The 13,054-nt window shown below is 35.9% G+C and carries 11 protein-coding genes and 1 tRNA gene; 3 read left to right on the top strand and 9 right to left on the bottom strand.

The annotated features are described in order from the left end of the window. The first annotated feature begins 19 nt into the window (after positions 1–19). Positions 20–961: an NAD-dependent epimerase/dehydratase family protein gene (locus AACP56_RS08370; protein ID WP_339338331.1), complete on the top strand. Its 942-nt coding sequence runs from the start codon at positions 20–22 to the stop codon at positions 959–961. Between the two features lie 273 nt (positions 962–1,234). Here AACP56_RS08370 and moaC read toward each other — a convergent pair whose 3' ends face one another. The 7 genes from moaC to AACP56_RS08335 are packed head-to-tail and all read right to left on the bottom strand — an operon-like array spanning position 1,235 to position 8,368. Beyond that, on the bottom strand, positions 1,235–1,663 hold the full coding sequence (gene moaC, locus AACP56_RS08365) for a cyclic pyranopterin monophosphate synthase MoaC (RefSeq protein WP_339338333.1): 429 nt from the start codon (positions 1,661–1,663) through the stop codon (positions 1,235–1,237). A 3-nt stretch (positions 1,664–1,666) separates the two neighbouring features. Further along, positions 1,667–2,107, bottom strand: a complete 441-nt coding sequence (locus AACP56_RS08360; RefSeq protein WP_339338335.1) for a molybdenum cofactor biosynthesis protein MoaE — start codon at positions 2,105–2,107, stop codon at positions 1,667–1,669. A 41-nt stretch (positions 2,108–2,148) separates the two neighbouring features. Beyond that, positions 2,149–2,562, bottom strand: a complete 414-nt coding sequence (locus AACP56_RS08355) for a DUF3052 family protein (RefSeq protein WP_339338337.1) — start codon at positions 2,560–2,562, stop codon at positions 2,149–2,151. A 48-nt stretch (positions 2,563–2,610) separates the two neighbouring features. Then, positions 2,611–4,449: an FAD-dependent oxidoreductase gene (locus AACP56_RS08350; protein ID WP_339338339.1), complete on the bottom strand. Its 1,839-nt coding sequence runs from the start codon at positions 4,447–4,449 to the stop codon at positions 2,611–2,613. 8 nt (positions 4,450–4,457) lie between these two features. After that, positions 4,458–5,609: an AGE family epimerase/isomerase gene (locus AACP56_RS08345; RefSeq protein WP_339338341.1), complete on the bottom strand. Its 1,152-nt coding sequence runs from the start codon at positions 5,607–5,609 to the stop codon at positions 4,458–4,460. Further along, positions 5,606–6,535 carry a DUF4434 domain-containing protein gene (locus AACP56_RS08340; protein ID WP_339338343.1) on the bottom strand — a complete coding sequence of 310 codons (930 nt, stop codon included), beginning with the start codon at positions 6,533–6,535 and terminating at the stop codon, positions 5,606–5,608. The genes AACP56_RS08345 and AACP56_RS08340 overlap by 4 nt, the downstream gene beginning before the upstream one ends. Next, positions 6,536–8,368, bottom strand: a complete 1,833-nt coding sequence (locus tag AACP56_RS08335; protein ID WP_339338345.1) for a sodium:solute symporter family protein — start codon at positions 8,366–8,368, stop codon at positions 6,536–6,538. A gap of 133 nt (positions 8,369–8,501) precedes the next feature. Between AACP56_RS08335 and AACP56_RS08330 the strand changes: the two genes are divergently transcribed. Then, positions 8,502–8,573: transfer RNA gene (locus AACP56_RS08330), tRNA-Arg, on the top strand. Between the two features lie 236 nt (positions 8,574–8,809). Then, positions 8,810–10,054, top strand: coding sequence for a site-specific integrase (locus AACP56_RS08325; protein WP_339338347.1), 1,245 nt, complete (start codon positions 8,810–8,812; stop codon positions 10,052–10,054). A 106-nt stretch (positions 10,055–10,160) separates the two neighbouring features. Here the strand turns inward: AACP56_RS08325 and AACP56_RS08320 are convergent, their stop codons facing one another. After that, the gene (locus AACP56_RS08320) at positions 10,161–12,095 is read right to left on the bottom strand and encodes an OmpA family protein (protein WP_339339887.1); all 1,935 of its coding nucleotides are present in this window, start codon (positions 12,093–12,095) and stop codon (positions 10,161–10,163) included. A gap of 9 nt (positions 12,096–12,104) precedes the next feature. Next, entirely contained in the window at positions 12,105–13,028 is a 924-nt protein-coding gene (locus tag AACP56_RS08315; protein ID WP_339335520.1) for a PorP/SprF family type IX secretion system membrane protein, read from the bottom strand. Positions 13,029–13,054 lie beyond the last annotated feature (26 nt).

The following is a 13,054-nucleotide window of genomic DNA, read 5'->3' as shown; positions in this document are numbered from 1 at the left end:
TCAATTAACTCCATTTTAAATGCAGAAATCCATTTTAATTATTGGTGCTTGTGGTCAAATAGGGACGGAACTTACCATTGCACTTCGCGAAAAATACGGTTCAGATTCAATCATAGCAAGTGATATTAGAGAAGGTAGTAAAAACCTAATGGATTCTGGGCCTTTTGAATTATTGGACGCCACTAATTATGAAGCTGTAGAAGATGTGGTGATGCACTACGAGATTGAAGAGGTATATTTAATGGCTGCCATGCTTAGTGCCACTGCTGAAAAATTCCCCATGCGAGCATGGAATTTGAATATGAACTCCTTGTTCAATGTCTTGAATTTGGCAAAAGAGAATAAGATAACTAAGATTTTCTGGCCCTCAAGCATTGCCGTTTTTGGTCCCAATACCCCAAAAGATAATACGCCACAAAATACATTGATGGAACCTAGCACAGTATATGGGATTAGTAAGCAAGCAGGTGAGCGTTGGTGCGAATATTACTTTAAAAAGTTTGGTGTGGATGTACGCAGTGTACGTTACCCTGGACTAATTAGCTGGAAAACGTTACCGGGCGGCGGCACAACAGATTATGCGGTTGAAATATATCATAAAGCTTTAGCAGAAAAAAACTATACTTGTTTTTTAGCTGAAGGAACAAAATTGCCCATGATGTTCATGGACGACGCTATACGAGCAACCATTTCCATAATGGACGCTGATACAGAGTCTTTAAAAATTAGGTCATCCTACAATTTGGCAGCCATGAGCTTTGCTCCCGAAGAAATAGAAGCCAGTATAAAAACCCATATTCCAGATTTTGAGATGATTTACGAGCCAGATTTTAGACAAGCTATTGCCGATTCATGGCCTAGTAGTATTGACGATTCTAAAGCTGCCAAAGATTGGAACTGGCAACCTAAATTTGATTTAGAAAAAACGACCAAAGAGATGTTGGAAAATCTAAAAAACTAATCTTACATATTCTCAAAAATCTTTACCCCTAATTTTATCAAAAGATAAACTACACCTATTAAAAGAATTAGGTGAAAAACAATCGCCTTTTCTAGATATTCTTTTTTATTTTCATTTTCAACTTTCATAATCAAGTATTCTTACCAAGTAATGGATAACTTTTAAACGACAAAGTTGCTTTAAAATTGAGCTATTAGGACAAGATTAACATCAGTGTAAGTCTTTACTTATTAAAGTATTTAAGAATATTGATTGATCTTAATTGGAAAGAAATCAATTGTTTTTTATATCTGACTTACCCCCCGTTTTTTTTAGCAATCTAATGGAAAGAATCTCTATTTTCTTATCAATAGGTTTTAGCATGTCATACATATTAAGTGCAACTACACTTGCGCCATGTATGGCCTCCACTTCAACACCTGTTTTATAAAAGGTTTTTACGGTAACTTCTATAGTAATCTCCAACCCATCTATTTTGTAATCTATTGCGGCATATTCAATGGGTAATGGATGACAATCTGGAAGCAATTCAGGAGTTTTCTTAATACCTAAAAACCCAGCCGCCTTACTCATGGCAAACACATCACCTTTTGGCACCGTTCTATTTTGAATTGCATCAATTGTATCTTGGACACCAACTTTTACAATTGCCTGAGCTATTGCAGTACGATGCGTGTTCTTTTTTTGGGTAATATCGACCATGTGCTAAGTATTTACTTTCCATTGGTAGGAATCATCTTCAAAAAGTTCCTTACCAAAAACAGGAACCTCTTTTTTTATTTCTTCAACTACATGATGTAAAGCGTCAAAGACTTCTTTTCTATGGGGAGAAGAAACAAATACAAAAAGACAAATCTCACCTACTTCAACTTTGCCCAAACTATGATAAATGTGCATGCAAGTAAGTTCGAACTTTTTAAAAGTTGCTTCTCTAATTTCATGAAATTTTAGGTTTGCCATTTCCTCATAAGCAGTATATTCTATAGCTCCTACTTTTTTACCATCAATTACATCTGCACGCACTTGACCCAGAAAAATATCATGAGCCCCAATAGTGGTTTTGGATTGATGCTTGGCAATGGAATTTGCTATAAATTCAGGAGTGACAGCTCCTTGTATAAATACATCTTTGATTTTCTTTTCCATCTAAATAATCTAGATCTTTAAAGGTAATGAAGAATTAAATATTACCTATCCTTTGTCCTGTAAACAAATTTGTGCCCGCTCCAATCCGCATCGATTGCTGCAACTTTTGTATCTACTAGACCAGACTTAAGACCATAATCCATAACTTTAAACTTATCTATTTCTGTAGGGATTTTAGAACTCTTTTTTGGCCAACTTACCCACAATATTCCTGTTTTCTTTAGATTACTTTTTGCGTTGGTAAAGTTAGCTTCCAGTTCTTTCGCTGTTGTACAGAATATATGGGCAAAGTCGATAGGGATTTTTTCATCTTCATTTACTATTTGAACATCTTTGGGAAATGAAAAAAAGAAGTCGATATATCTTTTTGGCGCATTTAATACCTGAATCACATACCTCTCTTTAATACCCAATTTTTTTTCCAGTGGTGTTCCAGAATATCCATGATTATCCATAGCCTATATAACTTCAAAAATTTACTCTGCAAGACAATCAACTAATTGTTATTTCTTAAGATTTCCTTCAAAATCAATTTCCAGTTGAAACGTATCTAATATCTTATCTGTCAATATACTGACTGTCCTTCTATTTAAGCTTAATTTTTTACCATATGGTTGTTCAATATACCATGATTTCCAATTTTTTTGTATTGATGTAATCGGATAATCAGGATTAATTAATTGTACAACCGAAGTGATAAATGATAAAGTGATTCCCGCTCCAGATGCATGAACATTTTTAATTTCAGGATGATATGGCTGTAAGCCTTTTTTCCATTCGTATTCTGAAACAATACGTTTAGGGTAAAACCAAGTTTGATTAGCCCACTTGTAAGGCACACCAAAACCCTTGAAAATACCTGTTGCTCCTACCCTTTGAATAGATGCAAATGCATTATCTTCCTTTTTCACATCTATAAAAGGCATCAAATACGCGTTATTTTTCAAAAGTGCATTTTGAACTTGGCGAATTGAAACTTTTGAAGTTGGCTTATTTTCTTTCACAGAAGTCGCCGCAATTGCACCAGCCGCTTGCCCTATGCCTAAAACAACAGGTTGTAGCCTTGTAGCCCCATTCACAATATTGGAAACACTTATATTCTTTTCCGCAACGAGGAAATTCTCTACCTTCTTGGGAATTAAACTTCCAAGGGGCACATTATAACTTGGTACTTTTATATTAATGAATTCGATTTTGGGTGCATTGGGATTTTTATCGTGATGATGGTCTATTGGGTAGTCCCCAACAGCAATTCCAGTTTTGTAAAGATTGAATTTATATGGGTGTTCTAGATGGTCTACCGTTAAGAAAGTCTTTCCCTTAACTCTTCGCGCTTCTCGGTCATACGGAATCATTGGAAAGTTGTCTTTAGTCGGGAATTCCTCTGCCACTCTTAAATTTTTAAATCCCAGTTCATTTTGAATATAGTAGACAAAACCTTGGGTAAATACCTTGGCTTCCTTTAATTTCTCCTCTCGCTCTTTGGATGACAGTTTGGACCAATCCAGATAAAAATCATTACCACAATTAGGCCAATTCATCATGTACTTATTATTGGGCAGTTTACCATAATTGAGCATTTGTTCACAATTGGAAACTCCACCAAACATTTCTCCATCTTCACGCTTACATGCACATTCATAGTTTTTAGGGTCATAATTTTCTGGTTTTTTAACCATTCCCTTTTTTCCTTTTTTAGTGTCCACATCTTCAAGAATCAGTACATAGGTTAAATCTTGAACAATAGTATTAGCAAGTTTGGGAGCTTCTTTTTCACCAGTATCTGCTTTTGCATCCATTCCTAATCTAAAGTCGGCCCCAACTAGAGGTAAAAGTTCTCCAATTTCTGTGGCATCGATAAGAATCTTAGCCTTTATAGTGTGCGTTCTTCCTTTTTGCCTGTAAGTAACTTGCCATCCTTCTCCTTCTTTTTCAACATCAGTATAAAAAGCATTGAAAGCAATATCTAGATTAGGAATGTCTGCCATTTCTTGAAAGATTTTATTCCCAACGGAAGGTTCAAAAAGCGTATGGCTGACCCACCCTGTAGCTAACGCTTTAGCACCTCCATAATGGTCACGCAATTTTTGCCGGAACTCTCCCCAAATTCCAGATGGCATTTCGTGGTTCCCATCGATAGCAGAAACACCTGCAGAAGTTAGCATGCCACCCAACCAAGGGGTAGCTTCTATAATCTGGACTTTTACCCCCATTCTTGCAGCTTGGATACCTGCCGAAGTTCCGCCTGTCCCACCTCCAACAATAAGAATATCAACTTCTTTTTGACCTTGCAAAACCAGAGTCAGAAAAAAGCAAAACAGAACTGTATATAGTTTGTTCATTTTTATAATTATTCCAATGTTTTCCACACTTCTAATAAAGCTCTTGGGACATGAAAACAGCCCTTCCATTTACCGCCCTTTAGATTTAAATGTACTTGACCTTGTCGGTTGAGATATCCATACCATTCACCTCCATTTTCTTTGTCTCTAAAATGATTCCATGTATAATCGTGAACTTTATTAAACCATTTGGCCGCTTTAGGGTTTTGATTGTAGGCGTAAATTTTAGCCAAGGCCACCAAAGTTTCCAAATGTACCCACCACAACTTTTGGTCATGTTCTAATTGTTGAGGTGGATGCCCTTTACTATCCATAAAATAAAAAATCCCTCCATATTTTTTGTCCCATCCATGTTCCAATTGTTGAAACATGATTTTTTCGGCCTTTTGGATAAGATTAGTATCATTCTTTCGAATGCCCAAATTCATGACAAACCACATGGCTTCAATTGCATGACCGGGATTCAACAATCGTCCTTCAAAACTGTCTACAAAGTCTCCAGTAGTAGAAACATTTTCGAAAACCAGCCCACTTTCCTCATCATAAAAAGTGTTCATGACCAAATCGATAACATTATCTGTGACTTCAGAGACTTTTTCCGAACCTAAAAGAGGTTCCAGTTCTAAAGACAGGTTACAAAGAATCATTGGTAGTGCAAAGTTCTTCAGCTCACGGGTGTTTGGATAAATTTTATTGTATTTCCCTTTTGGGTTATGTTGACGTCGAAGGATATTTTTAAATGTTGATTTTGCAATTTCAGCGTATCTTTCTTCAGGTTCAACTTCATATAATTTTCCAAAAGCCATTGAAGCAAAACAGTCTGAAAAGATGTTATAGGGCTGTACCAAAGGTTGACCTTTTCGGTTTAATGAAAAATACCAATCACCTTTAGAATCCTTCCCATACTTTTCTAGAAAATTTGCACCAAAAATAGCGGTAGTTTTCCAGCCATCATTTTTTTGTACCGTTTGGTATAGCTCTGAAAACATCCATATTTGCCTAGCCTGCAACCAAATAAACTTATCGGTATCATAAATTTTACCCTTTTCTGTCAGACAGGTAAAAAAACCGCCAAATTCTTTATCCAACGAATGTTTTTCCCAGAAAGGAATAACTTCATTATGGAGTTCTTTCTTATATAATTCGGCGTAGTGGTTCATTTTTTAAAATACTCCATATAACGATTATACAAATGGCCAGCTTGGGGATAGGCTGATTGTGGGCTCATAAAATGTGAAAACTCAAAAGTAATTGCTTTTTTGCATCCTGCTCGTTTAGCAGCTTCCAATTTCAACAATAACTTTTCCCATTTAATTGGTAAAAATTTAATGGGCATGTCTCTGTCAAAAGATTCGGAATTAGTCCAAGATACAAGTCCATATTTATCAGCCAAGGACTTATTTAAATGAAGGTAATCTTCCAGTTCATCATATGCGACATGACCGTCTTGAAAGGCAACAATGTCTACGCTGTCCTTGATGCCATTGAAAATCCCATCCCACTCTTTTTCGTGTTCTTGTATAGATATAGTTGAATCTTTTGTGGTTTTATTGGAGGATGCCATCACCGCTTTCTTTCCATCTATCCAAGGAGAAATCAAAACAGGTAGGCTACAACTTACCACCTTACAATGTTTACCAAGTTTAGCGATTGATTCAACCGCACCTTTAGTCTTTCTGCTCAACTCCAAACTTAGGTACCAACCGCCAAAACTCTTGTAATGTCCATAGGTACTATATACTTCTTCGATTACTGGAAGATTTATATCAATTTCAAGGCGCATATCTCCAGTTTCCCAATATTTGCCACTGTCATAGGTGCCAAAATAGAAAGTCATCCCATACTTTTCGGACAATTCTAAATATAGCTCAACCAAATCGATGGGTGGTTTAAACTTTTGGTGCTTTTCAATCAGGTATTTAGAGGGATAGGTCAAAAACTTTTGATAGCCACAACGAATCATGATGACAGTATCGATGCCCATCTTTTTCATATGGGCAAAATCAGCATCCCATTCTTTAGCTCCCCAATTTTGATGGGGAATGTCATGGCTTATTTCATCTAAAAATGTCCCCGTAATTTGCATTTAGTTTTCTAAGTTTTTCAGGTTGTCCCACCAATACTTTTTGAGCAATACACTAGTCAAGATAAGAACTCCACTCCAGATTACCATTTGTGTATTCTGTCTAAGCATAAAATACATAGGAATTACCACCTGTGCCATCTGCCAAATAATACCGATAATGATATTGAAAGTATCACGTTTAAAATCCATATTGGGAACAAAACTGGAATCTTCATCCATAACCTCCTTTTTTATAGGACCCCAAAAACCCCATGGCTTGGTCTGTTTGTAAAATTGTTTTACTTGTTCGCGGTTAGGTAGTGGTTCCAGAAAAGTGCCGATAATACATCCAATGAAAGCAAAGACAAAAATTAAAGGGAATACAAAAATATCTACATAATCGGGGAAGAAGATAAACTTTACGGTAGAAGCAATTAATCCGAAAAGCATTCCCCAGAAATATCCGTTCCCCGAAAAACGCCACCAAATCCATTTTAAAACGTTAGCGGCAACATAGCCTCCATAAAGGGAAGAGCTTAACCAAAGAATCAAAGTATTTAATGAACCTGCATTGAAACCGAAAAAAATACCTACTATGACCAACGCCAAGGAAGAGATGATGCTTAGCTTTACCAGCTTCTTGTCAGGAGCTCCAGGATTGATATATTTTTTATAGATGTCATTTACGATGTAGGCAGGAGCGGAATTTACAAACGCAGCAAAGGTACCCATGAAAGCGGCCAGAAATCCGGCCAACATTAGACCTTTTAATCCCACGGGGAGAAACTTGTTTATAGCCATTGGCAGCACTTGTTCAAAATCGATATTATCTCCCATAGCCATTAATTCAGGACCCAAATATACCAAGGCCAATACAGCAAACCCGATAATCATAAAGTACCTAGGAACATAGAGTACGCATATGGTCAAAAAACTCATTTTAGCAGCTTCGGCAGGGGTTTTGGTTGCTAGAACCCGCTGCATGTCATAGCTTGGTACCGGACCTGCAATAGAAGCAAAAATACCCTTCAAAACCATTAACATAAATAGAATACCGAAAAGGTCAAAGCCGTCTGAAGCAATCTTTTTGTTTACTTGGGGAAAGGCCGAATTGCTCCAATCTAGGTTTAAATTCCAGCCGAAAGCCAATTTATCCCAAGTTTCAGGAACTACTGCTGCAATTTGCTCTGCAGTAACCATATTGTGCGCTACGATTCCTACGCCAATACAAGCGATGGTCATGATAACAAATTGCATGACTTCAGTAGCGACAACACTGTGCATTCCGCCTTTAACGGTATAAAGAGAGGTTAATCCACAAACAATAAGGGCATAGCTTCTTGCCGATGTGACTTTATATCCTAAAAACTCAAAAGCCATATCCCAAGGTAGAATTGAAGTACAGTATTTTCCAATACCTTCAAAGAAATAGGCAATAAATCCAAGAACGCTGATTACGGCAAATATGACAATGATGATATGGGATAGTTTTGCTCCTTTTCCATCACCAAAACGAAAGGTTATCCATTCGGCACCAGTCATTACATTGGAACGACGCATCCAGATGGCGAGATAGACAAAAACAAAAACTTGATTCCATACAGGCCAAAGCCATGGAAGCCAGGCACTTTTTAACCCGTAGACGAAAAGAATACCAACGCTCCACATTGTCCCGGAAATATCGAACATACCTGAGGCATTGCTCAAACCCAAGTAATACCAGGGTAATTCATTTCCTCCCAAAAAGTAGGACTCTAGATTTTTAGACGACTTTTTGGAAAGGTAAAAACCAAGGGCTAGCACACCAACAACGTAAGCGATAACAATAGAAATGTCTATATAAGAAAGAGTCACTTGGTTTTAGTTGGATTCCAGTTACCAAGATACCCAAGAAATGAATAATTTGTTTCAGGATTTCAAATTAGTTTTCTTGGATTTATAGGTGTCTATGAAAAAACTTTATTTTTGCCATCCTTACTGGTGTTTTGGCCCCGTAGTTCAATGGATAGAATAGAAGTTTCCTAAACTTTAGATGCAAGTTCGATTCTTGCCGGGGCCGCTTTTTAACATTTAAAGGCATCCTATAAATGCTTAAATATATTGATTTTCAATGTTTTACGTTTTTTTGACTTTAAATGATATTATTTAAAACCATTCATTTGAGTTCACAAATCGTCAACATTTTTAACCAAATGTTTTCTTTTCTTAAAGATATTGGTTTTAAAGCTGTTAAACAATAGCTTTACTGGTGATTTGACTTTCGTCTAAACTAAGTTTAACTTAAAGATGAACGTCATGCGAACTTCTTCAACGTTTTCTATCCTATTCTGGATATATGCAAAAAGAATTAGGAATAATCAAGCACCTCTATATGCCAGAATAACGGTAGATAGAAAAAAACTCAATATTAGCCTCAAAAGAAGGGTTGATACTAGATATTGGAACCCAAAAATTCAAAGGATTAGAGGAACTAGCGAAGAAGCCAGAACCATCAATCAATATCTTGATGAAGTACATTCTAAATTATTTCAATGCTACCAAGAGCTAAGGGCTGACCATAAACGAATAACACCCCAAGCTATAAAATCGAAGTTTGTGGGTGATGAAAAGATTGACCATTATACTTTGAGAAATATTATTGAGTACCATAACGCCAATATGTTCAGCAAACTTCATTACAATACCTCTAGGTTATACCTTACAAGCCAAAGGTATATTCTACTTTTCCTAAAAAAGAAACACAAAGTAGAAGACATAGAACTTGCTGACCTTGACTATAAATTCATTCTTGATTTTGAAACCTTTCTACGAAACCATAAGCCAAGAAACTATCGAAAGAAAATTGGAAACAATGCAGTGATGAAGCACATTCAAAGATTACGCCGAATGATTACTCTTGCCTATCAATTAGAATGGATTGATAGAGACCCATTCCACAAATTCAAACAAAAGCTACTACCTACACAAAGAGGTTATCTTACCTCTGAAGAGTTGAACGATATAGAGAAATTGAATATAGAATCTATGCGCTTGCAAACAGTTAGAGACTTATTTATATTCAGTTGTTATACAGGCATCAGCTATATTGACTTAGTGCTATTGAATAACCAAAGTTTAGTTCTAGGTATGGACAAAACCACTTGGATAGTTACGCAAAGGCAGAAAACTAGAAATTCTGTCAAGATACCCTTGCTTGCCAAAGCATTGGTATTAATTGAACGGTACAAATGCGATAAACGCTCAAAGATGAATGGCACATTGTTCCCAATGATATCCAATCAAAAAATGAATTTATATTTAAAAGAAATAGCTGTGCTAGCAAAAATTGAAAAAAACTTAACTTTTCATATGGCTAGACATACTTTTGCGACCACAGTTACATTAACAAATGGTGTCCCAATTGAAACTATTTCAAAAATGCTTGGTCATTCCAAATTAACCACTACACAGATATATGCAAAAGTTCTTGAAAGAAAAGTATGTGATGATATGCAAGTACTAAGGCAAAAACTAGAAAATAATGTCAAAACAGGAGCTTAACTCTAACCGAGAAAAGTTCTTTTTTAAGACCAACTATCTTGTTTTTTCTAATATCATAAAAATAATTTTGGGGAAACATGAAGAATTATCTGGAACATTAATCTGCTTATTCCAATTGTAAGATTATAAACTCTGATCTTCTGTTTACATTGTGTCTTTCGTTACTACATTCTGAATTGTTATCACACTCATTGACGAGTTGTTTTTCACCATAGCCAATAGCGCTTTCTATTCTGTGCGCTACTATACCATTTAAAATAATGTAGTCTCTTGTGGCCTTTGCTCTTCTATCCGATAGACTTTCGTTATAAGCATCATTACCTCTTGAATCCGTATGTGATTCAATTTTTATTATCATATTAGGATATTCTTTCATCAAGAAAACAATTTTGTTCAATTCAATTGATGCATCATATCTTATATTGTGCTTATCAAAGTCAAAATAAATCATTCCGATTTTAATTTTTAATACGCTACCTTCTCGGACAATAAGTGGGTTTAATTTGTTAAGGTTTAAAGTAACTTCATTGGAATAATTTGACTCTGTTGTAGTTGCAAATTGTCTGTCGGAACTTTCAAAACCTTCTTTGCTTGCCTTAATTAAAAAAGTTTGTGCACAAGGAAGCTCAATATTAAAATGATATTCACCAAAACTGTCGCTCATAGTTTCAGCTAGTAAATCCCCAGAGCTATCTTCTATAGTTACTATAGAATTAGCTAAAGGTCGCTTACTCTCTTGATTTATTATATTGCCCATGACAGATTGCTTACAAGGTACTTCTATGCGTTGAAATGAATAAATATCATCATCTCCTTTTCCTCCTTCACGGTTCGAAGAAAAATATCCTTGCTGAGTTTCTTCGTTAACTATATAAGCAAAATCATCAAGTTTACCGTTCAGTGGCTTACCTAAGTTCCTTGGTCTAGAGAAAGTCTCATTTTGGTCACTCTCAAAAACATCCAAACCTCCAAGGCCTAAATGACCATCTGACGAAAAGTAAAGTTTACCTTCAGTCGCATATGGAAACATTTCCCTTCCATTTGTATTTATAGTAGGTCCCAAATTCTTAGGATTGCTATAAGAATCTTCATCCAAAATGTCGACTACAAAAATATCTGTAGCACCTATAGAACCGGGCATATCAGATACAAAGTATAGTTTCTTACCATCTGGGCTTAAAGCGGGCTGCCCTGCGGAGTAGTTTTCATCATTAAATGGTAACTCAATTGGAGTATTCCATGTACTATCAACCAATTTCGATTTATACAATTTTAAATGGTTGGTGCCCTCATTGTCCCTTTTAAGCTCTTTGTCTGTGTAATTGTTACGTGTAAAATACATGGTATTACCATCCGGAGTAAAAGCTACAATAGCCTCGTGATATTTACTATTTATGGTTTTTGAGAATGCTGTTACATTTTTTAAATCCAAACCACTACTTATGGTATCCGCACTAAATAAATTTAAATAGGGCTGTTCATTCCATTTATAAATTCGCGTATGAAGATTCATAGTATCCCGACTCGACGCAAAAATAACTTGGTTCTTGTAATAGGCTGTGCCAAAGTCCGCTAGTTTCGTATTTATTGATAAGTTGGATACATAGAACTGTGGCTCCATATTTAGCAGCTTTTCCAATTCGTCTTTGTTACTAGCCAAAGTACTAATATCATATTCTGCTTCTTTTAAAACCTTCTCATATCTTTCCGTTAATAATTTTGCCATGCCGTAATTTCCAACCCCTTTCAAGGCATGTATATATCTGAAAATATAGGTTGGTTCCAAAACTTGCTCATAGTTACCGAATAGTTGTCCGTACCATTTAACCGCATTTTTCATATCGGTATTAAAGTAGTAGGCATCCCCAACTTTTTGAAGGGCCTCTTGAGAATCATCGCCTCTTTGTACTTGAGCTTGAAATTGCTTTGCTGCTCTAACATACCAAAGAGAATTAAAACTTTTTTCTGCTGAGGTATTTGTGTTTTGGGCGAACATAATGTTTGCAACACAAACAACACTGTAAAAGAATATTTTTTTCATGCTTTTATTTTAATAGAATCTTGGGGATTTTACTCTTTTATCTAATGATTTAAGTTCAAATCTTAAAAAGATTTCGTGGGTGCCGTTATTGTAATTTTGTAACTCAGTTGTGGTAAAGTCATAGGCATAGCCCACATGAAATTTTGGAGAAATATCAATACCCAATAACCCTGAAAAGGAATCATCCCATCTATAAGCTGCTCCAAGAGTTAAGGTTTCTTTTATTAAAAAATTAGCGGACAAATCAGCAATTATTGGCGCACCAGGAACCCACTTTACAAAAACAGCTGGTTTAAATAATACATCTTGATTAAGTTGAAAAACTCGTCCTCCGGTTATAAAATAATGTAATCTCTCGGTTGCTATTTTTTGAACCGAGCCATCGTAATGCTCTTCTGAGAAAAAGTTTGGAATCGCTACACCAAAATAACCTTTATTGGTATGATAGTAAATTCCTGCTCCAATGGTCGGAAAGAATTTATTTTCAATATTATTTTGAAAGGCAACATCGGTTTGGTCGTCAAATAACCCTCTGGAAAAATCTACGTTAAATAATCGCCCTCCACCTTTTAATCCAAAGGACAACCTTTTATCATCGCGGTTTAAACGAATAGTATATGCAAAATTGGCATCAAAAAACGTTTCATTAGCTGGGCCAAGTTCATCATTAGTTAAAATCACCCCTAAACCAACGTTGTTTCCAACAGGGCCGTCAATGGCTAACACTTGACTTGTTGGGGCACCATTTAATCCAACCCATTGCGTTCTATACATACCTAGAATGGATAAATGACCTCTTGATCCGGCATATGCTGGATTAACACTAAGCGTGTTATACATGTATTGGGTAAACTGAGGGTCTTGTTGTCCAAACAGGGAAGAACCAAAACCGGTACATATTATTAGTAAAATATATTTTAAATAACTTTTCATTATAGAAGCTTTTATTGAAATTTTAT

The sequence above is a fragment of the Croceitalea sp. MTPC6 genome, from assembly GCF_036985525.1.
Lineage (GTDB): Bacteria > Bacteroidota > Bacteroidia > Flavobacteriales > Flavobacteriaceae > Croceitalea.
This window is presented reverse-complemented; position numbering and strand designations above follow the sequence as displayed.